Below are 23,214 nucleotides of genomic sequence, written 5' to 3'. Positions count from 1 at the left end.
GCGCCATCCTAACGGGGTGCGACGCCGAAGGGCAGCCCGGAGGCGACTTGCCGGATCAGTTCAGCGCCGTCTTCAGCGGCGGCCGGTAGAACAGGTGCGCGCCGATGGTCGCCGTCAGTTCGAACCGGGTAGACCAAGAGGGCGAGACATAGGGTGTGTGGAAATAGGTCGCGCCCTCGGTCAGGAGCCGCGGCGCACCATCAAGCATCGCGCCCGCGATCTTGGCGGAGCGTCGCCACGCGTCCGGCTCGGCGATCACCTCGGCACGCCCGTCGCAGGTATAGGAGAACTGGCACCCGCCGTTGCCCCCCTGATTCACCACGCCGCAGACCGTCTTCGGGAAGGCGGGGCTGTCGACGCGGTTCAGGATCACTTCGGCGACGGCGGCCTGGCCCTTGATGGATTCGCCCCGCGCCTCGAAATAGAGCGCCTGCGCCAGGCATTCGAGCTCTTCGCTCGGGTTCGGGCGCGGCAGTGCGGCAAGCCAGGTGCTGTCGTAGGACATCACCGATTTGACCTTGGACTTTCCGGGCTTGACCGGCGCGGTCGCAACGGCCGCGATATCGCTGGCGCTCAGCGCGCCCAGCCCCGCACGCTCCTGCCCAAGAAGCGCGGTCATATGGACATCAATGGACCCATCCGGATCGTTCGACTGGCTCACCGTCATCTCGGCTCGAACGCCTCCGGCAAGTCCGAGGAGCAAGACGACCGCGGCCGCCCGGCACATCAGCACTGACATTGGTAGTTTCCCGAATTGCTTCGACGAGCCACAGCCCCCAGGCAATGACCGGCGGCGGCATAACGCGATTTTCCGGGCCTGTCCACCCTTGTTGCAAATGTGCAACAAATACCGTCGAGGGGGCGATTTTGTCCCCGTTTTCTCGACAAGTAGCCGGGATCAGCGCGCGGGTGCCCCGGCCGTGGCGGCGCCTTTCTGCCGCGCCGGTCGCGTCCTTATCCGGGAGTCCGCCGCCGAAAAGTGATTCGTTCGCGCCGAAGATGACCGCCCGGGGCCGGGCCAGATACCCCTCAGGCCCGAAGCCGCCAGCCGGTCCGGAAGATCGCCCAGACCGCAAGGAAACCCAGCCCAAGGAAGATCGCCAGCGCCAGGACCGAAGACAGGACCGGCACATCGGCCATGCCGAAAAAGGTCCAGCGGAACCCCGAGACGAGGTAGAGCACCGGGTTGAGCTTGGCCACGGCCTCCCAGAAGGGCGGCAGCATCGAGGCCGAGTAGAACGCCCCGCCGAGGAACACCAAGGGCGTGATCACCATCATCGGGATGAACTGCAATTGCTGCCAGTCCCTCGCCCAGATCCCCATCAGGAACCCCCAGAGCGCGAAGCCGAAGGAGGTCAGGACCAGCAGCACCAGCGCGAGCACGGGATGGGCCAGCGGCAGGTCCACGAAGGCCAGCGCCGTCAGGTAGATGACGATGGCGATGATGACCGACTTCAGCGCGGCGGCCCCCACGAACCCCGCCACGACCTCGATGAAGGAGATCGGGGCGGCCAGGATCTCGTGAATCGTGCCCACGAACTTGCGCATGAAGATCGCGTTGGAGGCGTTGGCGAGCGATTGCTGCAAGACCGTCAGGATGATCAGCCCCGGCACGATGAAGGCGCCGTAGCTGATGTTGTCGACCGACTCGATGCGGGTGCCGATCGCGGCCCCGAAGACCACGAAGTAAAGGACGGTGGACACCACCGGGGCGGCCAGCGATTCCCAGGGCGTGCGCCAGAAGCGCGCCATCTCGAAGTTGAAGATGGTCAGGATCGAACGCCAGTTCATGCCAGGTCCCTCACAAGCCGCAGGAAAACGTCCTCAAGCGAGGATTGTTCGGTGGCCACATCGCGCACGCCGATCCCCTCGGCCGCGAAGGTGCCCAGAAGCCGGGCGATGCCGGAGCGGTCCGCATGGGTATCGTAGCGGTAGCTGACGGTCAGCCCGTCAGGCGAAAGCTCCAGCCCCGAGAGCGCGGAGGGCAGTTCGGCAAGCGGCGCGGCCAGTTCGACCCGCAGCACCTTCTGGCCGAATTCATGCATCAGGTCCGCCTTGTCGCGCACAAGAAGCAGCCGGCCCTTGTCGATGATGCCCACCCTGTCGGCCATTTCCTCGGCCTCTTCCAGGTAATGCGTGGTCAGGATGATGGTCACGCCCTCGGCCTTCAGCCCGCGCACGACCTCCCACATCTCGCGCCGGAGGTTCACGTCCACGCCGGCGGTCGGCTCGTCGAGGAACAGGATGCGGGGGCCGTGCGACAAGGCCTTGGCGATCAGCACCCGGCGCTTCATGCCCCCCGACAACTCGCGCAGCTTGGCGTCGCGCTTGTCCCAGAGCGACAGCGCCCTCAGCACCCGTTCGAGGTAGGCATCATCCGGCGCCTTGCCGTAAAGCCCGCGCGAAAAGCGCACGGTGTTGATCACCGACTCGAAGAACTCCAGTGCGATTTCCTGCGGCACGAGGCCGATCAGCGACCGGGCGGCCCGATAGTCGCGCAACAGGTCGTGCCCCCCGACGCGCACCTGCCCGCCCGTCGGGGTGACCAGACCGCAGAGGATCGAGATGAAGGTGGTCTTGCCGGCCCCGTTCGGACCCAGCAGGGCAAGGATCTCGCCCTCCCGGATATCGAGCGTCACCCCTTTCAGCGCGGGGGTCCCGCTGGCATAGGTCTTGGAGAGGTCGCTGACCTCGATGATCGGTGACATGAACAGCTCCTTCGCGCGCGGCGGAGGGTAGCCGCGCGGCGCTGGCTCGAAAAGAGCCCTTTTCATCGGGCGGTGGAGCCCGCGCAGGGGTCAGGTCAGCTGCGCGCGCTCAGCGGCGCCGGTCGCGCCGTGCGCTCATCGGCTGGAACGCCACGCCGACATGCGCCTCGCAATAGGGCTTGCCGGGCTGGGCCGCGAGACCGCAGAACCAGAAATCCGGCGTCGCCGGGTCGCCGATGGGCCATTTGCAGGTCCGTTCGGTCAGTTCCATCAGCGTCAGCTTGCGGGCGCGCTTCTCGACCTCGCGGACCGAGGCCAGCGCCTCGGGGCTGATCTCTCCGGCGGAGGGCTGCGGCGGCAGCGGCTGTCCAGCAGGCACGATCGGCTTGCGCACGGCCGGGGTCGCGGCGGTCGCTGCCGGTTGCGGCGCGGGCTCGGGCGCGCGCGCGGCAGGCGCAGGCTTGGCCTCCACACGCGGGGTCGCGGCGGCGGGCTTCGGCGCCTCGGCGGCCGGGGGCGGATCGTTGCGCTGCGGCGTCGCGGCGGGCGCCTTGGGCTTGGCTTCAGGCACCGGGGCCGCGCCAACGCGGTTTGACAGACCAAGCCTGTGCACCTTGCCGATAACGGCATTGCGCGTCACGCCGCCCAGTTCCTTGGCGATCTGGCTTGCGGACTGGCCTTCCGACCACATCCTCTTCAATGTCTCGACGCGTTCGTCGGTCCAGGACATCACTGACCCTCGGGCTTGGTGCCGGCAATCCGGCCATTTGCGGTTGGTCCCATTTTAGCCGGGACGCACCGAGATACAACCAGACGGCGGCGGATTCAAGCGCCCCGGGGCCTCAGCGGAGCAATTGCGCCGCAAGAAGCCGCGTGCGGCGCGCAGGACGCGGGGGCCTTTCGCTTCCCCGGGCATCGCAAGTCTTCGCCTCATGCGCCGCCTCGTGCCAGGAAAGCAGCGTTTGGGACAGGCGCGCAGTGACCGGGTCATCCGGGTCAAGTTCGCGCGCCCGCTTGCAGATGGCCTGAAGCGCCATTTCGCGGAACCGCGCATCGAACTCCGGGCGGGCCTCCTCGGTGATCTCGCGCAGAACGGGCAGGAGGTCCTCGGGCGTCTCGGCGGCGCGGCAGACCGCCTCGTGCCGCTGAACGATCGGGCGCAGCAACTGATTGCGCTGCGCCTTCGCGCGGTCGCTTTCGATGGTTTCGCGCGACACCTCGTATTCCGTCCCCGCCACGACGTCGTGCCAGTCGCGCTCAAGCCGGCGCGTCGTCAGGCTGTCCAGGTCCAGCCGGTAAGCCCGCGCCAGGGCCAGCGAATAAAGCGAGCCTAGCCGGTGACGACCACTTTCCCCCAAACGCTCAAGCCCAAGGACCGGGGCCAGCGCATCGCGAAGCTCCTCGACCTTGCGCGCCCGCCCGATGACGCGCTGCGCCTCGGCCTCCAGATCGCCCAGATCGGCGTCACTGATCCCTTCCAGCGGGGCCGCCGCCAAGCCGTTGCGCGCGCTCGCGAAGCCCTGACGCAGGGCCGTGTCATAGACCGACTGGCCCAGGCGCGTCGGCAGCCGCGTCTCTTCGAGGTTGCGGTCGTCCAGTGCGATCAGCGCGCAGGACCGCATCACCCGCCGTCCCTCGATCGTCCGCAGCAGATCGACGCCCATGCCCTCGGCAAGCCGCAGCAGCGCGGCACGGTCAAGCCGCCCCGCCGCCGCGTTCCCGCCAAGCGCCTCCTCAAAGGGCTGGGGCCGACCGGAGGCGTTGACCTCCCAGTCATCCATCCCTTGGCGGCGTGTTTCGACCCGCCGCAGGATCCGCGCGCCCCGGCGCAGCGTGAAACGGTGCACGCCATCGGTTTCGCCCAGAGTGCAGCTGCGCAGCGAAAGCACCGAGATACCCGGCCGGAAGCGCGCGAGCGCCGTGGGCAGCCAGGGATTCCCGAAATCCTCGATCAGCGTGACGCCTTCCGCGTCGGAAGGTTCGGACAGAACCAGTGGCCAGTGCGCAAGCACCCAGGCGCCGCTTTTCTGCCGCATCCGCTCCGCCATGTTCTGTTCCGCGTTGAACAGCGTCTGCGGGCTGGCCATGACATCTTCCGCCAGCGCGCTCGGCCCGAACCGGGCGCGGAAAAGCCCCGCCGCCGTCGGCGAGACCTTCTCGAACGGAGCGAAGACGAGCGTCACCGAAAGAGGAAGGGTCTGAAGGGACGGGTCGCTGGCGTCCAAGACAACTCGTAGTTTCCGGCTCAACGCATCCTCCCATTCGCTGAAAAAATAGCATGCCGGTAAACTTGGCAAAAATTCGACATTCTCACCGAAATTCTGTGGCCAATGAGCATGCTGGCGCTAACTGTCGTGGTTGGGCCTGCGCGCGCCAGTGTCCATCCGCCCCTTGGACCGCCCTTTTCCGGCGCGGATTTCATTCCCCGTGGACAACGGATGTGATTGTGGCTATGGCGAGCCCATGACCAAAGGGAACCACCTTTTCACCCGTCCCCGACGCCGCCCGGCGCGACGCGCCTGACGGCTGGTCTTTCGCGTGGCCGCGCGCCACGATCTCTCCGAAATCGTTGACACGGCGCCCTCTCTCGGGCACCCCTTGGCCTTCCTGAACAGGAGCATTCCATGATCCCGCACGTCCTGCCGACCTACAACCGCGCGCCCCTCGCCTTCGTGAAGGGCGAAGGCACCTGGCTGACCGCCGAGGACGGGACGCGATACCTCGATCTGGGCTCCGGGATCGCCGTCAACGCGCTTGGCCACGCCAACCCGGCGCTTGTCGCGACGCTTACCGAACAGGCGAACCGGCTCTGGCATGTCTCCAACGTCTACCGCGTGCCGGAGCAGGAACATCTGGCCGACCTGCTGGTCGCGAAGACCTTTGCCGACACGGTCTTCTTCACGAACTCCGGGACCGAAACCGCCGAACTCGCCATCAAGATGGCGCGCAAGTACTGGTATGAGCAGGGCGAGACCGACCGGATCGAGATCCTGACCTTCGAGGGCGCCTTCCACGGCCGCTCGACCGGTGCGATCGCCGCGGCCGGATCGGAGAAGATGGTCAAGGGCTTCGGCCCGCTGATGCCGGGCTTCCGGCAACTTCCCTGGGGCGACATGGACGCGTTTGAGGCCGCCATCGGCCCGCAGACCGCCGCGGTCATGGTCGAACCGATCCAGGGCGAGGGCGGCATCCGCGTCATGCCGGATGAGGACCTGCGCCAGATCCGCACCGCCTGCGAACGCACGGGCGCGCTCCTGATCCTTGATGAGGTCCAATGCGGCGTCGGCCGCACCGGGCGGCTCTTTGCCCATGAATGGGCGGGCATCACGCCCGACATCATGATGGTCGCCAAGGGGATCGGCGGCGGCTTCCCGCTGGGCGCGGTCCTGGCCACGGAAAAGGCGGCGGCCGGCATGACGGCGGGCACCCATGGCTCGACCTACGGCGGCAACCCGCTGGGCTGCGCCATCGGCGCCAAGGTGCTCGAAATCGTCTCCGACCCGGAGTTCCTGGCCGAGGTCGGCCGCAAGGCGGGCCTCTTGCGCCAACGCCTTGAGGCGCTGGTCGCAAGCCACCCGGCGGTCTTCGAGGCCGTCCGCGGCCAGGGCCTGATGATCGGCCTGAAATGCAAGGTGGCGCCCGCCGACCTGGTCGGCGCGGGCTATGCCGAACATATCCTGACCGTGGCGGCCGCCGACAACACGCTGCGCCTTCTGCCGCCGCTGACCATCACCGAGGGCGAGATCGCCGAGGCTGCCCGCAGGCTCGACGCCGCCGCGGCGCGGATCGAACGGACCGCCTCTTCTTCATTGTAGAAATACCCCCGGGGGTCCGGGGGCGGGAAGCCCCCGGCGCCGCCCGACACAGGAGCCGACATGCGTAATTTCCTCGATATCCACACGACCTCTCAGGCGGAACTCCGGGCGATGATCGACCAGGCCCGCGCGATGAAGACGGCGCGCGACGGCCTGCCCAAGGGCACCACTGACGCGCAAACCCCGCTCGACGGGCGCATGGTCGCGCTCATCTTCGAAAAGCCCTCGACGCGGACCCGGGTCTCCTTCGACGTGGGTGTGCGCCAGATGGGCGGCCAGACGATGGTCCTGTCGGGCAAGGAAATGCAGCTCGGCCATGGCGAATCCATCGCCGACACCGCGCGGGTGCTCTCGCGCTTCGTCGATCTCATCATGCTGCGCACCTTCGAGGAAGCGACGCTGCTCGAAATGGCCGAACACGCGACCGTGCCGGTGATCAACGGCCTGACCGACGCCTCGCATCCCTGCCAGATCATGGCCGACATCGTCACCTATGAGGAACATCGCGGCCCGATCGCGGGGCGCAAGTTCGTCTGGTCCGGCGATGGCAACAACGTCTGCGCAAGCTGGCTGCACGCCGCCGGCCAGTTCGGTTTCGATCTGACCTTCACTGGCCCCGAGACGCTGGACCCCGATCCGCGCGCGGTCGAATTCGCCCGCTCGCGCGGTTCGCGGGTCGAGATCCTTCGGGATCCGCTTGAGGCCGCGAAGGACGCCGACGCGATCGTCACCGACACCTGGGTCTCGATGCACGATCCCGAAAGCGCGCGCGAGCGCCGGCACAACCAGCTGCGGCCCTACCAGGTCAACGCCCGCATGATGGGCGAGGCGAAGCCTGACGCGCTTTTCATGCATTGCCTGCCCGCGCATCGCAACGAAGAGGCGACGAGCGAGGTCATGGACGGCCCGCAATCCGTCATCTTCGACGAAAGCGAAAACCGCCTGCACGCGCAAAAGGCGATCCTGCGCTGGTGCCTGGGGGTCTGATCCCCTCAGGTCCCGCGCGGCTTGGCCCTGAGCGTGGGTTCGGCCTGCGTCGGGTCCTCGGGCCAGGGATGCTTCGGGTACTGGCCGCGCATGTCCTTGCGCACATCGCCGTAGCTTGAGGCCCAGAAGCCGGGCAGATCCATCGTCACCTGCACCGGCCGCCCCGCGGGCGACAGAAGCGTGATTCTGAGCGGATGGCGCTTCGGCCCGACCGTGGGGTGCCGGGTCACGCCGAACAGCTCCTGAAGGCGGACGGCGATCGCGGGATGCTCGCCCTCGTAGTCAATGGGCACGCCCCGGCCCAGCGGGCTTTCGAACCGGCCCGGGGCGAGCCGGTCCACCAGCTGCGCCTCCTCCCAGCTCAGGCTCGCGCGCAGCGCCTCGGTCAGGTCCAGCGCGCGCAGTTCCGCCTCGCTCCGCTTGCCCTTCAGATAGGGCAGGAGCCAGTCTTCCCCCCGCGCCAGCAAGCCCTCGTCGGTGAAATCCGGCAGATCCGCGCCCTCGCGCCTCAGGAACTCCACCCGCGCGCGGAAGCGCCGCGCGGGCTCGCTCATCGGCAGGCCGATCCGTCTGAGGCCCTCCAGCGCGGCGAGGGCCACGGCCTCGGCCGGCGCGTCGGTCCAGTTGCGCTCGGCCAGAACAAGTGCGCCCAGCCGTTCCTGCCGGCGGGCGACCACCCTGCCCTCGCGCCGCGACCATTCGCAGACGTCGGCCCAGGCGATCCGATCGGCAAAGAGCTCCCGCACCTCGGCCTCTGAAATCGCGATCCCCTGGCGGATGCGCGCCTCGCGCGGGTCGCCGTCCAGATCGGTCGCGACCAGAAGCCTGGAACGGCCGAGCGCGTCGCCCTCGGCCACCACCGCCCCCTTGCCGCTCGAAAGGACATAGCGCGGTTCCTCCCCCGTCCGGCGCAGGCCGATGCGGTCGGGATAGGCCAGCGCCGCCGCCTGCGCATCGCTGGGCGGCGCATCCTGACCGGGGGCCAGCCGCGCAAGCCGCCGCGCCTCGGCCCCGATACGCTCCACCGTCGCGCGGTCGGCGGGCCAGGGGTGATCTGCGGCGTAGCGCCTTGGATCGCGCACCGCCTGAAGCCGGAGCGCAAGCTCCGCAGGCGCACCACGGAGCGGGTCACGTTCCGCCAGAAGGGCTGCGAGCGGTGCGGCCTGCGGACCGACGACGACCAGCATATGTCCCAACCGCGGATGAAGCGGCAGCGCGGCCAGCGCCCGCCCATGTCCGGTGATCCGCCCGGCACCATCGAGCGCGCCGAGCGAGGCGAGCAGCGCCCGCGCCTCGGCCAGCGCCGGTGCCGGCGGCGGGGTCAGGAAGGCCAGATCGGCCCCATCCGAGCCCCAGACCGCCAGTTCCAGCGCCAGGCCGGTCAGGTCGCCCGCCTCGATCTCGGCCGGGGGGAAGGCCGCCAGCGCCCCTTCCTCGCCCTTCGCCCAAAGCCGGTAGCAGGTTCCTTCCGCGACGCGCCCGGCCCGGCCCCGGCGTTGCTCGGCCTCGGCCCGCGTAACGCGCTCGGTCACCAGCCGCGACATGCCCGACGCCGGGTCGAACCGCGCGCGACGCGCCCGGCCGCCGTCCACGACAACCCGGATATCCTCGATCGTCAGCGAGGTTTCGGCGATCGAGGTCGCCAGCACCACCTTGCGCCCGGTCGCCGCCGGGGCGATGGCCGCACGCTGGGCGGAAAACTCCATCGCGCCGAAGAGCGGACGGACCGCGCAGTCGCCGGGCAGACGGTCGCGCACCATCGCCTCCACCCGCCGGATCTCGCCCTCGCCCGGCAGGAAAACCAGGACGCCACCCTCGGTCTCTTCGACCGCGCGCTGGATGAGGGAGGCCGCCGAGGCCTCGAACCGCATCGCGCGGTCCAGCGGCCGGTCAAGCCAGCGCGTCTCGACCGGGAAGGCCCGGCCCGCCGAAGTGACAATGGGCGCGCCCTCAAGCATCGCCGCCACGGGGCCGGCATCCAGCGTCGCGGACATGACGACGACCATCAGGTCGGGGCGAAGCGCCCCGCGCACCTCCCAGGTCAGCGCAAGGCCAAGATCGGCGTTCAGGGAGCGTTCGTGAAACTCGTCGAAGATCACCGCGCCGGTGCCGGAAAGCTCCGGGTCGGACTGGATCATCCGGGTCAGGATCCCTTCGGTCACGACCTCGATCCGCGTGGCGGCGGAAACCTTGGCCTCCCCTCGGATCCGATAGCCGACCGTCCGGCCCACGGGTTCGCCCAGCGTCGCGGCCATCCGCTCCGCCGCCGCCCGCGCCGCCAGGCGCCGGGGTTCCAGCATCAGGATCCGGCCCGCGACCAACCCCGCTTCCAGCATGGCAAGCGGCACGCGGGTGGTCTTGCCCGCGCCCGGCGGGGCCTGCAGAACCGCCCGCCCCGCGTCACGCAGCGCGGCCAGAAGCCCCGGCAGGGCGTCGTCAATGGGCAACCTGTCCTTCATCCGGCGCTTATCGCCGTTTCAGACGGCCTTTGCCATAGAGCGTGTCCATCACGATTTCCCGCACCCGCAGGCGGCCGTCGCCGATCGGATCGTAGATCAGGCGGAAGGGAAAGCTGACCTTTTCCGCCATCTCCCTCTCCGAGAACCCGGCGAGGCGGCGGTATTCCCCCGCGCAGCTGACCCCGCCCTTGCCGGAAGCCTCGGGCGCGCCCAGCGTCACCTGGCTGCGCCGGCGACCGTCAAAGAGGAGGCGCTGGGAATTGCAGGCCTCCGCCTCGGGCACGTCCCGCAGCGTGGCGTAGATTGCCGTCAGCGGGTCAATCGTGCCGTCCTGCGTCGCCGGGTCGACATCCGTCGGACGCGGATCGCGCGGCGGATCATAGGTCGTCACCTGCGGCACGCCGTCGATGTAAGCCATCACGGCCTTCGACTGGCGCTTGCCGGTGTCGGCGTCCTCCGCGTAGCGGGCGGGTGTGAAGCGGCCGTCCGCGACCCTGCCCTCGGATCGCGCGTCGTAACGCACCTTGCGCACGAAGGCGAGCAGCCCACCGCTTTTCAGAACGCCCGATACGACATACTGATCCCCGCTGATCGCGCCCGAAACCGACAGCGTTCCCGCCGTGATCCCCCGGATCGTCAGGTCGAAGACCGCGCTGTCGGTCTGGTCCGCCGACGCGGCAACGGCGGATAGCGCGAGGCCGCCCGCCATGATTAGGGCCGCGGCCCTGGCTTTGAGTGTCATCATTCTGCTCGCTTCGGTCCACTTGGGCTGGACATCCTTGCGCAGAAGAAGGCAAGAAACGGGCCTGAGGTCAATTCCGGGTCGCCCCGGATCAGCGGAACACTGCCGGAGCCGTAACATGCAAACACGCGATCTTGCGCAAGCCGTGATCGCCGGGGACCGCCGGGCGCTGGCGCGCGCGATCACACTGGTTGAAAGCGGCCGTGCCGATCACCGCGTGGCGGCGGGCGAATTGCTGGAGGCCTGCGCGAAGTCCGGGCGCCAGGCGTTGCGGATCGGCCTTTCGGGGACGCCAGGCGTCGGAAAATCCAGCTTTATCGAGGCGTTCGGCTCGCTTCTGACCGGTCAGGGCCTGCGGGTGGCGGTGCTGGCGGTCGACCCCTCCTCGGCCCGCTCGGGCGGCTCGATCCTCGGCGACAAGACGCGGATGGAGCGGCTCTCGCGCGATCCGCGCGCCTTCATCCGCCCCTCGCCCAGCCAGGCCGAACTGGGCGGCGTCGCGCGGCGCACCCGCGAGGCCGTCGCGCTTTGTGAGGCGGCCGGCTTCGATGTCGTGCTGATCGAGACGGTGGGCGTCGGCCAATCGGAAACGCTTGTGGCCGGGATGGCGGACATCTTCGTGCTGCTGCTGGCCCCGGCGGGCGGCGACGAATTGCAGGGCGTCAAGCGCGGCATCATGGAGATGGCCGACCTGATCGTGGTGAACAAGGCCGACGGCGATCTGAAGGACACCGCGACGCGAACCTGCGCCGATTACGCGGGCGCGCTCAGGCTCTTGCGCAAGCGCCCGCAGGACCCCGAGGGCTTCCCCAAGGCGCTGACCGTCTCCGCCGTTGAGGAACACGGGCTGGACCGCGTCTGGGCCGAAATCAGCACGCTGGCCGACTGGCGACGCGGCAACGGGCACCTTGCCAGCCGCCGGGCCGAGCAGGCCCGCAGCTGGTTCGAGGAGGAGGTGCGCCAAGGCCTTCTGGCACGGCTGACGCGCGATCCGGCCATTCGCGGCGAGATGGACCGGCTGGGCCGCTCGGTCGAGTCCGGCGCGGTCGCGCCCGCCCGGGCTGCCACCGAAATCCTGTCACGCCTCGAGAATTAAAGGGCGGCGCGCCCCTCACGCGGGTCCAGAAGCGCGAAATGCGCGGCCGCGAGGCGCGCGACAGGCACGCGGAAAGGCGAGCAGGACACATAGTCGAACCCCGCCTTGCGGCAAAAGGCGATCGATTCCGGGTTGCCACCGTGTTCGCCGCAGACCGAGATTGTCACGGCGGGACGGGCGATGCGACCGCGCTCGGACCCGATCAGCAGCAGTTCCCCCACGCCGTCGCTGTCGAGGACATGGAACGGGTCCTCGGCATAGACGCCCTGCTGCACATAGGACCCCATGAAGCGCCCCGCGTCGTCGCGCGACAGCCCGTAGGTCATCTGTGTCAGGTCGTTCGTCCCGAAGGAAAGGAAGGCTGCGTGCTCCGCGATCTCGCCCGCGCGTAGGGCCGCGCGCGGCGTTTCGACCATGACGCCCAGCCGGTAATCGAAATTGGCCTTCAGTTCGTTGCGGACCGCCGCCGCCACCGCGTCGATGCGGGTCTTGACCAATTCGACCTCACGCTTGGCGGAGACCAGCGGGATCATGACCTCCGGCACCACGGCCGCGCCGCGACGCGAGGCCTCGACCGTCGCCTCGAAGATGGCGCGGGCCTGCATGTCGTAGATCTCGGGCACGGTGATGCCGAGCCGCACCCCCCGCATCCCGAGCATGGGGTTGAACTCGCTCAACGCCTCGACCCGGCGGGTCACTTCGGACAACGGACGGTCAAGCGCCTCGGCCAGTTCGCGCATCCCCTCGCGGTCCTGCGGAAGGAATTCGTGAAGCGGCGGGTCGAACAGGCGGATGCAGACCGGCGATCCGGCCATAATGTCGAAAAGCGCGATGAAGTCGGCGCGCTGCATCGGCAAGAGCCGGTCCAGTGCCACCTTCCGGTCCTTGGCGGTATTGGCGAAGATCATCTCCCGCATGACGGTCAGGCGGTCTTCGTCAAAGAACATGTGCTCGGTCCGGCACAGGCCGATCCCCTCGGCCTCGAACATGCGGGCAGTGCGGGCGTCATCGGGCGTATCGGCATTGGCCCGGACGCCGATGTCGCGCACGTTGTCGGCCCAGTGCAGAAGCGTCCGGAACCATTCGTCGAGCGCGGGTTCCAGCATCTCCGCCGCCCCGGCAAGTACCTCGCCGTTGGTGCCGTCGATGGTCACCACGTCCCCCTCGCGGAAGACACGTCCGTCGCGGGTGGTAAAGCGCTTTTCCCGCAGGTCGAGCGCGAGGTCGGAGGCCCCGACGATACAGGGCAGACCCAGGCCGCGCGCGATCACGGCGGCGTGGCTCGTCACCCCCCCGCGTTCGGTCAGGACCGCGACGGCGGCGTGCATGCCGCGGATGTCCTCGGGCGCGGTTTCGCGGCGCACCAGGATGCAGCGTTCGTCATGGGCGGCGGCGGCCTGCGCGTCGGCCGCGGAAAAAACGATCTTGCCGGAGGCCGCGCCGGGGCTGGCCGGGATCCCACGCGCCAGCCGGTCGCGCGGGACACGCGGATCGACCTGGTAATGCAGAAGCTCCGAAATCGCGCGCGGCGGCACCCTCAGGATCGCCTCATCGCGGGAAATGATCTTCTCCTGCGCCAACGTGACCGCGGTGCGCACCATTGCGCGCGCCGAGCGGTTCACACGGGTCGCATCGATGACCTTCAGCGATCCGTTTTCCAGCGCGAACTCGATCTGCATCTCCTCGCGCAGCTTCGCGCGGCAGCTGCGGCACTGGTCCTGAAGGGTCGCGAAAACCTCGGGTGCGGCTTCCTCAAGCGAATGGCCGCGCTTGTCCTTGACGAGGTAGAGCGTCTCCTCCGCCTTGCGGTTGGCCGGGTTGAGCCCGCGGAAGCGCCCGGTGACCTGCGGCGCACCGGTGACCGCCTCGATCAACTGGATGGTGCCAGCCCCCGACAGGCCCGGCCCGATCGCCTGCGCCATCTCCTGCACGATAAGGCCAAGGGCTGCATCCGCCGGTGCCCCCTTGGCCTCGCGCAGAAGCCGCGCGGTCGTCCCTTCCCAGGCGCGCGCCATGGAGCGCAGGACCTCGGTCAATTGCTGGGCGGCGGATTGCGGAAATTCCTCGTCCATCTCCGCCTCATAGGCGGCGAGCGCCGCCGCCAGCGCCTCGGACGAGGGTTCGGCGGTGAACATGTCGGGGTCGAGGCGCGCGACATGGACGGCGTAGGACTGCACGAAGCTCAGATAGGTCGCGTCGGCGAAGGCCTGACCTTGCGTCTTGACGAATTCGGCATGTTTGGCGGCGTTCATACCGACGTTCAGCACGGTCCCCGGCCCGCCCCATTCGGGGTCGGCGGGGCTGGGCCGGACCGAGACGAGCACGCCCGGAAAAAGCGCGGCAAGGCGCTTGGTGTCGGGCATCTGGCCGGCGGCGATGGCGCGGACGGTGTCGCAGGGCAAGGCCACCGTGGGCGGCACGGGAAGCTCAAGCCGGATCAGCCGCTGAAGGCATTTCGCCCGCCAGCCGTGGCGCGGGGTCTCGATCCCCGCAGAGGGGGTGATCTCCGTGAACTCGGCGAAGTCTGCGTGTTTCTGCACTGCGGCATTCCCTTCAAGGCGTGCAGAATACGCCCTTCGCGTCACTTGTCCAGCGCTACTCTGGTCGCACGCGGGCGGGGGCTCTGCCCCCGCGCCCCCGGGGTATTTGGGCAATGAAGAAGGGGCTTAGCCCTCGATCCGTGTCAGGTCGGCGACGGAGAGGCAGATCGTGCGGATGCGCGAGAGGAGGTTGAGCCGGTTGCGGCGGACGACCGCGTTGTCGGTGTTGACCTGCACCGCCTCGAAGAAACCGTCGATGGGCGCGCGCAGGCTTGCCATGGCGGACATGGCTTGCGCGAAATCCTCTGACTTCATCGCGGGGGCGATGGCGGCCTCGGCCGTATCGAGCGCGTCGAAAAGGGTGCGCTCAGTGGCGTCCTCGGCGAATTTCGGGTCGGCGCCGAAGGAGTATTCAACGCCATCCTTCGCCTCGGCCTGGGTCAGGATGTTGTTGGCGCGCTTGAAGCCCTGGATCAGGTTTTCGCCGTCGTCGGTCTTGAGGAAGGCGGCCAGCGCCTCTGCGCGCTTGACCAGGAGGGTGAGGTCGTCGTTGCCGGGCATCGCCAGGCAGGCGTCGATCACGTCATGGCGGATGCCCTGGTCCTTGAGGTGGACCTTGAGGCGGTCGTGGAAGAAGGAGAGGAGGTCGGAAGAGATATTGGCAGGCCTCTCAAATCTCCTAGACCGCCCCGCAAAACTCACCTCCATGCAGACTTCGCCAGCCTCGATTGATTGCCGAAGTTCCCTCTCACTTCTCTCAGCGCTGGAACCGTCTGGATAAACTACGGTATCTCCCCAGTTCCAATGCTCATTTCCGTCATCCTCGCCTGCTAGCAGGCCGGCATGACTGGTCCTTATCAACCCAACCAGCAATCGAGTGGTTGCCTCCGACACGATTGGCCGCATCGAAAAGTGCGCACCATTCCCCAGCACCAGCCTAATCACCCCCAGCGCCGCCCGCCTCAGGGCAAACGGGTCCTTGGACCCCGTGGGCTTCTCATCAATCGCCCAGAAGCCGGTCAGGGTGTCGATCTTGTCGGCCAGCGCCACGGCGACCGAGACGGGCTCGGTCGGCACGTCGTCGGAGGGGCCCAGCGGCTGGTAGTGGGCCTTGCAGGCGTTCGCCACCGCATCAGGCAGGCCCGCCGCCTTGGCGTAGTAGACGCCCATGGTGCCCTGAAGTTCGGGGAACTCGCCGACCATCGCGGATTGCAGGTCGGCCTTGGCGACGCGCGCGGCCTCGGCCGCCAGATCGGGGGCGGCGCCGACGAGGGGGGCGATTTCACGCGCCAGCGCCTCGATCCGGGCGATGCGGTCGGCCTGGCTCCCGAGCTTGTTGTGGAAGGTGACATGGGCGAGACCTGCGGCCATGCCCTCCATCCCCACCGATTTCACGGTGCGCAGGTCGTTTTCCCAGAAGAAGCGCGCGTCCGACAGACGCGCCGACAGCACCTTCTGGTTGCCCTTCAGGATCGTGGCGCCGTGGTCGGCGGTCTGGGTGTTGGCCACCGTGATGAAGGCCTCGATCCGCCCGGTTTTCGGGTTGCGGCAGGAGAAGAACTTCTGGTGCTCCTTCATCGAGGTTTGCAGCACCTCGGGCGGCAGGCCCAGGAAGTCCTCCCCGATCTTGCCCATCAGGACGACGGGCCATTCAACGAGCCCCGCGACCTCGGCCAGAAGGCCCTTGTCCTCGACCACCTCAAGGCCGGCGGCGAAGGCCATGTTGGTGGCGTCGTGCCAGATGTGTTCGGCCCGGTCGTCGGACGACAGGATCACATGCGCGCGCTTCAGCTTGGCCGCGTAGTCGTCGAAGCCCGTGACCGCGAAGGCGCCGGGCGACAGGAACCGGTGGCCCCGCGTGGTGTTGCCCGAGGCGATGCCGTCAACGTCCAGCGCCACGACCTCGGCCCCGTGGTCGTCGCTCAAGAGACATAGGATCGAGTGCAGCGGGCGCACCCAGCGAAGCGTCCCCGCGCCCCAGCGCATCGACTTCGGCCAGGGGAAGGCTCGGATCGTGGCTTCCAGCACCTCGGCGATGATCTCGGCGGCCTTGCGGCCGGGCTTCTCGATCACGGCGAAATAGGCCTGGCCTTTGCCGGCGTCGCGGACCTCTAGCTGGTCGAGCGTCAGGCCGGTGGAGCGCAGGAAGCCTTGCAGCGCGGCCTCGGGCGCGGTGGTGGCGGGGCCCTTGCGTTCCTCGCGCACGGCGCGGCTTTCGGCGGTCAGCCCCTCGATCGCGAGCGTCAGGCGGCGGGGCGTCGAGAAGCCTTGGGCGGCGCGGTAGGTCAGCCCCGCCTCCACCAGCCCGTCGGTCACGAGCTTTTTCAGATCCTCGCGGGCCTTGGCCTGCATGCGGGCCGGGATTTCCTCGGAAAAGAGTTCGATGAGAAGGTCGGGCATTTACTTTTCCGCGCTTTCGTTCAGCTGGTGCCAGGCATAGGCCCGGCCATCGGGATAGACCGCGACGACGCGGTCCACGCCGGGGTGGATGTTCTTTTCGGACAGGAAGGCCAGCGCCGCGCCGCTTTCCAGATCCTGACCGATGTTCTCGGCGTCGAAACAGTCGAACCAGGAGGGCGCGACCAGCGGCGTGGGGTCTTCGTAGGGCTCGAAGGTCTCGCTCAGCATGGCGAGCGTCATCGGCGTGACGAAGCAACCCCGGAAGCGCAGGGGCGAACTGTCGGCGTCGATCCCCTCGAAGTCGGAGGTCAGCATCGCCTCGGGCATGCCGCCCAGCGACATGAGCCGGATCGCCGCCGTGGGCGAGGAGACCTCGACCGGGCGGTAGAAGGCGTATTCCTGAAGGTAATACATCGCGCCCCCCGCGACGAGCGCGGTCAGCATGAGAAATCCTCCGATGACCTTGCCATTCACGCCGCGACCCCGCCGCCCGCCTCGGTCGTCACGAAGGCATCGGCGCATTTCTTGGCCAGCGCCCGGACGCGGCCGATATAGGCCTGCCGCTCGGTCACCGAAATCACGCCGCGCGCGTCGAGCAGGTTGAAAAGGTGGGAGGCCTTGATGCACTGGTCATAGGCCGGATGCGCCATGACGATGCGGCGGCCTGCCTTGTCCTCTGCTCCGGCGGCCAGGATGCGCTCACACTCGGCCTCGGCGTCCTCGAAATGCTTCAGAAGCATGTCGGTGTCGGCCTGGTCGAAGTTCCAGCGGCTGTATTCCTGTTCGGTCTGGCGGAAGATGTCGCCGTATTTCAGCGGGATGGGAGAGGCGGGATCGTTGAACGGCATATCCATGACGTGGTCGATCCCCAGCACATACATCGCCAGACGTTCCAGGCCATAGGTCAGCTCACCCGACACGGGCTTGCAGTCATGCCCGCCGACCTGCTGGAAATAGGTGAACTGGCTGACCTCCATGCCGTCGCACCAGACCTCCCATCCCAGGCCCCAGGCGCCGAGCGTGGGGCTTTCCCAGTCATCCTCCACAAAGCGGATGTCATGAAGGGTCGCATCGATGCCGATCGCGGCCAGCGAGCCCAGGTATAGGTCCTGGAGGTTCGCGGGGCTTGGCTTGATCAGCACCTGATACTGGTAATAGTGCTGAAGCCGGTTCGGGTTCTCGCCGTAGCGTCCGTCGGTCGGGCGGCGCGAGGGTTGCACATAGGCCGCCGCCCAGGGACGCGATCCGAGCGCGCGCAGCGTCGTCGCCGGGTGGAAGGTGCCCGCGCCGACCTCCATGTCATAGGGTTGCAGGACAGCGCAGCCCTGCGCGGCCCAATAGGACTGAAGGCGCAGGATGATCTCCTGGAAGGAACGCGGGGCGGTGGTGGTCATGTCGGGCCTGCTGAGCTGCGAAAGCGCGTTCTCAATAGGCAACAGCCCGGGGGCGGTCAATCGGCGCAAGGGGTTTTTGGCGTGACGCCGCTTGCCATCCTGCTAGTTTCGGCCCCGGATTCGTCCGATCGGAAACAACAGGGAAATTCTGGGTATGCGGCGTGCGCTATGGTTCTTCGTTCTGGTCTGCTCGCTTCTGGCGGGGCGCGTCGCGCTGTCGCAGGAAGCCTGGGTGCAGATAGAGGCGCATTCGACCCTGCTTGAGGCGGAGGAACGCGCGCGCGCCTATGGCGGGGCCTTTCCTAACGTGCAGGGCTATGCCATGTCGACCGGCTGGTACGCCGTCGCGCTTGGCCCCTACACGGCCCAAGAGGCCGGCGACGCCCTGACGCGCCTCAAGAGCGACCGGCTGATCCCCTCGGACAGTTATGTGACCGACGGGTCGCGGTTCCGGCAGCGGTTCTGGCCGGTGGGCGCGACGGGCGCCTTCGGAGCGCCCGGCATCGCCCTTGCCGATCCAGCCGACACTGCGACCACCACCGACCCGGCTGCGGCGCCCAGCGAAGCGCCTGCGGTCGAGGCCGCCGCCGCAACACCCGAGCCCGCCGCCATCCTGCCCGTCGAGGAGCCGGAGGAGACCCAGGCCGAGGCCTATGCCTCCGAGGCGCGGCTGGACAAGGAAGAGCGCATGCTGTTGCAGACGGCGCTGAAATGGGCCGGCCACTACCCCGGCGCCATCGACGGTGCGATCGGGGCGGGCTCCCGCCGCAGCATGGGGGAATGGCAGGCCGAGGCCGGCTACCCGGTGACCGGGGTGCTGACCACCCGCCAACGGGCAGCGCTGATCGGCGCCTACCAGGCGGAACTCGCGCTCTTCGGCTTCACCACCGTCAACGAGATCGAGACCGGCATCGAGATCGACCTGCCGCTTGGCCTCGTGGCCTTCGACCGGTATGACCCGCCCTTCGCGCGCTATGCGGAAAAGGACGGCTCCGGCTTTCAGGTGCTGCTGATCTCGCGCCCGGGCGACCAGAACTCGCTTTTCGCGCTCTACGACCTGATGCAGACGCTGACCATCGTGCCGATCGACGGCCCGCGGGAGATCGGGCGCAACAGCTTCACGATTTCGGGCATGAACGGCCATGTCGCCTCTTACACGCAGGCGCGGCTGGACGGCGGGCTGATCAAGGGCTTCATGCTCGTCTGGAGGCCCGAAGATGCGGACCGCGCCGGGCGCGTGCTGGAGACCATGAAGGCCAGTTTCAAGCCCGTCGGCACGCAGGCGCTGGACGACAGCCTGGGTCAGCCCTTGTCCGAGCCGCGCGCGGACCTCATCGCGGGGATCGAGGTGCGGCGGCCTGCGCTCTCGCGCTCCGGCTTCTACCTGGACGCGGCGGGCCATGTCCTGACCACGACCGAGGCCGTGAAGGAATGCACCCGCGTCACGCTGGATGGCACGCACCCCGCGGACGTGGTCTATAGCGACCCGGCGCGCGGCCTCGCCATCCTGAAACCCCGCGAGGCGCTGTCGCCGATGAACCACGCCGGTTTCCGCCCGGACCTGCCGCGCTTCAACTCCGAGGTCGCCGTCGCGGGCTATTCCTACGGCGATGCGCTGACCCAGCCGGTCATGACCTTCGGCACGCTGGCCGATATCAAGGGGCTTGACGGCGAGACCGGGGTCGCCCGGTTGACGCTCAGGGCCCTTGCCGGGGACGCGGGCGGGCCGGTCTTTGACATGTCGGGCGCGGTCGTCGGCATGCTGCTGCCGCGCGAGGACAAGGACGGGCGCGTCCTGCCCGAGGATGTCGGCTACGCGCTCGACGCTGCGGAGATCGCCGCGGCGCTTGGCCAGCAAGGTCTGGCAGCCGTGCCGACGGAGCGGTCCGGCGCGATGGCGCCGGAGGACCTGACGCGGCTTGCGAAGGGAATGACGGTCCTGGTTTCCTGCTGGAACTGACGGGTGGCGGGCCGATGGCCCGCCCTCCCCTGCCCCTGCCTCAGGTCATGTCGGGCGTCATGTGGATAAGCGTCGGCCCGTCCGCTGACAGCGCGGACAGCACCGCCGCCTGCAGGTCGGCCAGCGAAGCGGGTCGGATGGCGCGGGCGCCGTAAGCCTCCGCCAGTCGCAGGAAATCAGGATTGCGCGCGATGACCGCGTTGGGCGCGATCTGCGAACGCACCATGCTTTCCTCGATCTCCTTCAGCTTGCCGTTGTCCCAGACGAGGATCGGCAGCGGCAGGCCCAGTTCCACCGCCGTGCCAAGCTCCTGAATCGTGTATTGCAGCCCGTAGTCGCCGGCGATGGCGAGGACGGGTTCGCCCGGCAGACCGACCTTGCCGCCGATCGCGGCGGGCATGGCGTAACCCAGCGTGCCGAAGCCGAAGGGATGGTGCCACAGGTCCGGCTCGGCCAGGTCCCAGACCTCTTTGGCGACATAGGCGAACTGGGTCATGTCGGAATAGATCCGCGTGCGCGCGGGCAGACAGGCGCGCAAGGCGTCCGCGACGCGCACGATGCCGGGACGTTCCGCATCGGTTTCGGCCCGCCAGCGCGCGCGCGTGGCCGCGATCTCGGCCGCGTCCCAGCCACCCGAGGTACGCTCCGGCAGCGCCTCGGCCAGTGCCTCAAGGAAGGCCGCGGCGTCGCCCAGCACCGACAGATCGGCGGGGTTGCCATCAGAAAGCTCCGCTGGGTCGATATCGACACGGATCAGCGGCACCGCAGGCAGCGGGTCCGGCCGCCAGGCATCGACCTCGGAAAGCTCGGTTCCCACCGCGACGACCAGATCGGCACGGGCAAGCACCCGCTCAGCGTCGGGCCGTGCGAAATAGCTGCCCAGCGACAGCGGATCGTCGGGCGCGACGATCCCGCGCCCGGCATAGGTCACGATGCTGGCGGCGCGCGCCCGGGCCAGAACCCGGCGCGCCGCTTGCCAACCCGCGCGCGCACCGCCGCCGAAAACAAAAAGCGGCCGCCGAGCCACGGAAATCCGGGCGACGACCTCGGACAGATCGGCGGCGACGGGGCGTGCGGGCAAGGGCCGGGCCGGGCCGAACTCGGCGGCAGGCTTCCCCAGAACCTCGATCGGGACCTGCATGTGCTTTGGGCGCGGACGACCGGCGGCAAACTCCGCGAAGGCGCGGTCGATCAGCTGATAGGCGCTCGCTGCATCCATGGCCGTCTTCGACCAGTCGCAGACGGTGGCGGCCGCGCCCTCCTGGTCCTTCATCTCATGCAGGCGGGCGCGGCCGATGCCCAGGTCCGCCCGGTTCAGGCAGGATGAGATCGCGAGCACCGGCACGCTGTCGGAATAGGCCTGGCCAAGCGGCGTCAAGATGTTCGTCAGCCCCGGCCCGGTGATGACATAGGCGACGCCGGGCCGCCCGGTCGCGCGCGCGTAGCCGTCCGCCATGAAGCCCGCGCCCTGTTCGTGGCGGGCAAGCACATGGGTGATCCCGGCCTCCTCGATACCCCGGTAAAGTTCAACATTATGGACGCCGGGGATGCCGAAAATGACCTCGACCCCGCGTGATTTCAACATATGGGACAATTGCGCCCCAAGCGGACGTTCGACCATCAGACCCTCCAGAATCGCGGTAGAAAAAGAACCAGAACCACCAGAAGCTCAAGCCGGCCAAGAAGCATGGCCGCCGTGAGTATCCATTTCGCCGTGTCGTTCAGCGGCGCGAAATTGCCCGCGGGGCCGATGGTGCTCCCAAGCCCCGGCCCGATGTTGGCAATCGCCGTCGCAGCCCCCGACACGGCCGTCGCGAAGTCGAGCCCGGTCATGCCGAGCAGCACGGAGATCACCCCCAGCGCCAGGACGAAGACGCCGAAGAACGAGGCGACGGAACTGATCAGCGCCTCATCCACCGGGCGGCCGTCGTAGTGCTGCACGAACACGCCGTTCGGTGAGTGGATCGCGCGAATCTGGCGCACGACGCTGCCGAACAGGATCTGATAGCGGAAGATCTTGACCGAACAGCAGGTCGAGCCCGCGCAGCCCCCGATAAGCCCGATGAAGAAGAACAGGACGACCGGAAACCCGCCCCAAAGCTGGTAATCGACGCTGGCGTAGCCGGTGCCGGTGATGATCGAGGTGACGTTGAACAGCCCCTCGCGGAAGGCGTGTTCGGCGTGATCGCCGTTGGCCAGGATGCGGTAGGCGGTCACGACGGCCACAAGCCCGAAGATCGTCCACATGAAGCCGCGCACCTGCGCGTCCTTGAGGAAGGCGCGCGCCTGCCCGGCCATGATCTGGACGTAGCGCACGAAGGGAAGGCTGGCGAGCACCATGAAGACCGAGGCGACATATTCGGGCGCCCCCTGAAAGGCCCCGAAAGAGGCGTCGGAGGTGGAAAATCCGCCCGTCGAAAGCGTGGTCAGCGCGTGGTTGATCGCCTGGAACCCGTCCAGCCCCACCGCGAGGTAGGCAAGATGGCAAAGAAGCGTCAGCCCGACATAGATGACGGAAATATGCGCCGCGATGGCGGCCGCCCGCGGCAGCACCTTGCCGCCGGTATCGAAAGCCTCCGACCGGAAGATCTGCATGCCGCCGACGCGCAGTTCGGGCAGGAAGACCATGGCAACCACGATGATGCCCACGCCCCCGAACCACTGCAGCATCGAACGCCAGAGCAGGAGCCCGTGCGGCAAGTCCTCAAGATTGATGAAAACGGTGGAACCGGTCGTGGTCAGGCCCGACATCGCCTCGAAGATGGCGTCGACCGCCGTGGCCTCGGTCGCGCCAAGCAGGAAGGGGATCGCGCCGAAAAGCGGCATCACGGACCAGACGCCGGTGGCCAGAAGGAAGGTCTCCTGCGTGGTGAGCCGGGCGCGCACGCCACCCGCACAGGTCAGGGCAAGCAGCGCCCCCGTCACCGTGGTGATGAGCGAGCTTTCGAGAAAGATCGGCCAGTGGTCGTTGCCGTGCCAAAGGTCAGCGAAAAGCGGAAACAGCATCGTCGCCCCGAAGATCGCGGCAAGGAGGCCGATGACATATCCGACGGGGCGCAGATCGAGCATGGCGAAAGCTCTTCCACCGGGCGGGGACTGTCAAGCCCCGGCCC

At 68.2% G+C, this 23,214-nt stretch carries 17 protein-coding genes; 4 read left to right on the top strand and 13 right to left on the bottom strand.

Annotated features, from left to right (window positions below; genetic code table 11):
- Positions 1 to 55 precede the first annotated feature (55 nt).
- From OE647_RS09325 to OE647_RS09305, 5 genes are all read right to left on the bottom strand, one after another.
- Positions 56 to 739, bottom strand: a complete 684-nt coding sequence (locus tag OE647_RS09325) for a cell wall hydrolase (RefSeq protein ID WP_263721459.1) — start codon at positions 737 to 739, stop codon at positions 56 to 58.
- 290 nt (positions 740 to 1,029) lie between these two features.
- Positions 1,030 to 1,791 (bottom strand): ABC transporter permease, encoded by a 762-nt coding sequence (locus OE647_RS09320; RefSeq protein ID WP_263721458.1) that lies wholly within the window; start codon positions 1,789 to 1,791, stop codon positions 1,030 to 1,032.
- The gene (locus OE647_RS09315; protein WP_263721457.1) at positions 1,788 to 2,708 is read right to left on the bottom strand and encodes an ABC transporter ATP-binding protein; all 921 of its coding nucleotides are present in this window, start codon (positions 2,706 to 2,708) and stop codon (positions 1,788 to 1,790) included. The genes OE647_RS09320 and OE647_RS09315 overlap by 4 nt, the downstream gene beginning before the upstream one ends.
- A 109-nt stretch (positions 2,709 to 2,817) precedes the next feature.
- Positions 2,818 to 3,438: a GcrA family cell cycle regulator gene (locus OE647_RS09310; protein ID WP_263721456.1), complete on the bottom strand. Its 621-nt coding sequence runs from the start codon at positions 3,436 to 3,438 to the stop codon at positions 2,818 to 2,820.
- A 112-nt stretch (positions 3,439 to 3,550) separates the two neighbouring features.
- The gene (locus OE647_RS09305) at positions 3,551 to 4,933 is read right to left on the bottom strand and encodes a hypothetical protein (RefSeq protein ID WP_263721455.1); all 1,383 of its coding nucleotides are present in this window, start codon (positions 4,931 to 4,933) and stop codon (positions 3,551 to 3,553) included.
- Between the two features lie 399 nt (positions 4,934 to 5,332).
- Here OE647_RS09305 and OE647_RS09300 point away from each other — a divergent pair, with 399 nt between their 5' ends.
- Entirely contained in the window at positions 5,333 to 6,523 is a 1,191-nt protein-coding gene (locus OE647_RS09300) for an aspartate aminotransferase family protein (RefSeq protein WP_263721454.1), read from the top strand.
- A 60-nt stretch (positions 6,524 to 6,583) separates the two neighbouring features.
- On the top strand, positions 6,584 to 7,510 hold the full coding sequence (gene argF / locus OE647_RS09295) for an ornithine carbamoyltransferase (protein ID WP_263721453.1): 927 nt from the start codon (positions 6,584 to 6,586) through the stop codon (positions 7,508 to 7,510).
- Positions 7,511 to 7,515: 5 nt separating this feature from the next.
- Here argF and hrpB read toward each other — a convergent pair whose 3' ends face one another.
- Complete coding sequence (gene hrpB / locus OE647_RS09290; protein WP_263721452.1) at positions 7,516 to 9,969, bottom strand: ATP-dependent helicase HrpB; 2,454 nt, start codon at positions 9,967 to 9,969, stop codon at positions 7,516 to 7,518.
- A gap of 7 nt (positions 9,970 to 9,976) precedes the next feature.
- Complete coding sequence (locus OE647_RS09285) at positions 9,977 to 10,714, bottom strand: DUF3108 domain-containing protein (RefSeq protein WP_263721451.1); 738 nt, start codon at positions 10,712 to 10,714, stop codon at positions 9,977 to 9,979.
- 115 nt (positions 10,715 to 10,829) lie between these two features.
- On the opposite strand from OE647_RS09285, the gene meaB reads away from it, so the two are divergent.
- Positions 10,830 to 11,807, top strand: a complete 978-nt coding sequence (gene meaB / locus OE647_RS09280; protein WP_263721450.1) for a methylmalonyl Co-A mutase-associated GTPase MeaB — start codon at positions 10,830 to 10,832, stop codon at positions 11,805 to 11,807.
- Here meaB and OE647_RS09275 read toward each other — a convergent pair.
- From OE647_RS09275 to OE647_RS09260, 4 genes are all read right to left on the bottom strand, one after another.
- Positions 11,804 to 14,347, bottom strand: coding sequence for a pyruvate, phosphate dikinase (locus OE647_RS09275; protein ID WP_263721449.1), 2,544 nt, complete (start codon positions 14,345 to 14,347; stop codon positions 11,804 to 11,806). The two genes, meaB and OE647_RS09275, sit on opposite strands and share 4 nt — an antisense overlap.
- Before the next feature lie 126 nt (positions 14,348 to 14,473).
- Positions 14,474 to 16,747, bottom strand: a complete 2,274-nt coding sequence (gene glyS, locus OE647_RS09270; protein ID WP_263721448.1) for a glycine--tRNA ligase subunit beta — start codon at positions 16,745 to 16,747, stop codon at positions 14,474 to 14,476.
- A complete protein-coding gene (locus tag OE647_RS09265) occupies positions 16,748 to 17,221 on the bottom strand; it encodes a DUF6446 family protein (RefSeq protein WP_263721447.1) in 474 nt (157 codons plus the stop codon). It abuts the gene before it with no gap.
- On the bottom strand, positions 17,218 to 18,141 hold the full coding sequence (locus OE647_RS09260) for a glycine--tRNA ligase subunit alpha (RefSeq protein WP_263721446.1): 924 nt from the start codon (positions 18,139 to 18,141) through the stop codon (positions 17,218 to 17,220). The genes OE647_RS09265 and OE647_RS09260 overlap by 4 nt, the downstream gene beginning before the upstream one ends.
- Positions 18,142 to 18,295: 154 nt before the next feature.
- On the opposite strand from OE647_RS09260, the gene OE647_RS09255 reads away from it, so the two are divergent.
- Positions 18,296 to 20,101, top strand: coding sequence for a trypsin-like peptidase domain-containing protein (locus OE647_RS09255; RefSeq protein WP_263721445.1), 1,806 nt, complete (start codon positions 18,296 to 18,298; stop codon positions 20,099 to 20,101).
- A gap of 40 nt (positions 20,102 to 20,141) precedes the next feature.
- Here OE647_RS09255 and OE647_RS09250 read toward each other — a convergent pair whose 3' ends face one another.
- Positions 20,142 to 21,722, bottom strand: coding sequence for a 5-guanidino-2-oxopentanoate decarboxylase (locus OE647_RS09250; protein WP_263721444.1), 1,581 nt, complete (start codon positions 21,720 to 21,722; stop codon positions 20,142 to 20,144).
- Positions 21,722 to 23,170 carry a TrkH family potassium uptake protein gene (locus OE647_RS09245; RefSeq protein ID WP_263721443.1) on the bottom strand — a complete coding sequence of 483 codons (1,449 nt, stop codon included), beginning with the start codon at positions 23,168 to 23,170 and terminating at the stop codon, positions 21,722 to 21,724. The genes OE647_RS09250 and OE647_RS09245 overlap by 1 nt, the downstream gene beginning before the upstream one ends.
- Between the last annotated feature and the right edge of the window lie 44 nt (positions 23,171 to 23,214).

Origin of the sequence: Albidovulum sediminicola (assembly GCF_025751575.1) — a bacterium.
Lineage (GTDB): Bacteria > Pseudomonadota > Alphaproteobacteria > Rhodobacterales > Rhodobacteraceae > Albidovulum > Albidovulum sediminicola.
This window is presented reverse-complemented; position numbering and strand designations above follow the sequence as displayed.

What these genes read in the sequence shown, in the direction of transcription:
- OE647_RS09320 (WP_263721458.1), bottom strand. Translation starts at nt 1,791, where the DNA reads ATGAACTGGCGTTCGATCCTGACCATCTTCAACTTCGAGATGGCGCGC.
- OE647_RS09285 (WP_263721451.1), bottom strand. Translation starts at nt 10,714, where the DNA reads ATGATGACACTCAAAGCCAGGGCCGCGGCCCTAATCATGGCGGGCGGC.
- OE647_RS09260 (WP_263721446.1), bottom strand. Translation starts at nt 18,141, where the DNA reads ATGACCACCACCGCCCCGCGTTCCTTCCAGGAGATCATCCTGCGCCTT.
- glyS (WP_263721448.1), bottom strand. Translation starts at nt 16,747, where the DNA reads ATGCCCGACCTTCTCATCGAACTCTTTTCCGAGGAAATCCCGGCCCGC.
- argF (WP_263721453.1), top strand. Translation starts at nt 6,584, where the DNA reads ATGCGTAATTTCCTCGATATCCACACGACCTCTCAGGCGGAACTCCGG.
- OE647_RS09300 (WP_263721454.1), top strand. Translation starts at nt 5,333, where the DNA reads ATGATCCCGCACGTCCTGCCGACCTACAACCGCGCGCCCCTCGCCTTC.
- OE647_RS09245 (WP_263721443.1), bottom strand. Translation starts at nt 23,170, where the DNA reads ATGCTCGATCTGCGCCCCGTCGGATATGTCATCGGCCTCCTTGCCGCG.
- OE647_RS09255 (WP_263721445.1), top strand. Translation starts at nt 18,296, where the DNA reads ATGCGGCGTGCGCTATGGTTCTTCGTTCTGGTCTGCTCGCTTCTGGCG.
- OE647_RS09315 (WP_263721457.1), bottom strand. Translation starts at nt 2,708, where the DNA reads ATGTCACCGATCATCGAGGTCAGCGACCTCTCCAAGACCTATGCCAGC.
- OE647_RS09325 (WP_263721459.1), bottom strand. Translation starts at nt 739, where the DNA reads ATGTCAGTGCTGATGTGCCGGGCGGCCGCGGTCGTCTTGCTCCTCGGA.
- meaB (WP_263721450.1), top strand. Translation starts at nt 10,830, where the DNA reads ATGCAAACACGCGATCTTGCGCAAGCCGTGATCGCCGGGGACCGCCGG.
- OE647_RS09310 (WP_263721456.1), bottom strand. Translation starts at nt 3,438, where the DNA reads ATGTCCTGGACCGACGAACGCGTCGAGACATTGAAGAGGATGTGGTCG.
- hrpB (WP_263721452.1), bottom strand. Translation starts at nt 9,969, where the DNA reads ATGAAGGACAGGTTGCCCATTGACGACGCCCTGCCGGGGCTTCTGGCC.
- OE647_RS09250 (WP_263721444.1), bottom strand. Translation starts at nt 21,722, where the DNA reads ATGGTCGAACGTCCGCTTGGGGCGCAATTGTCCCATATGTTGAAATCA.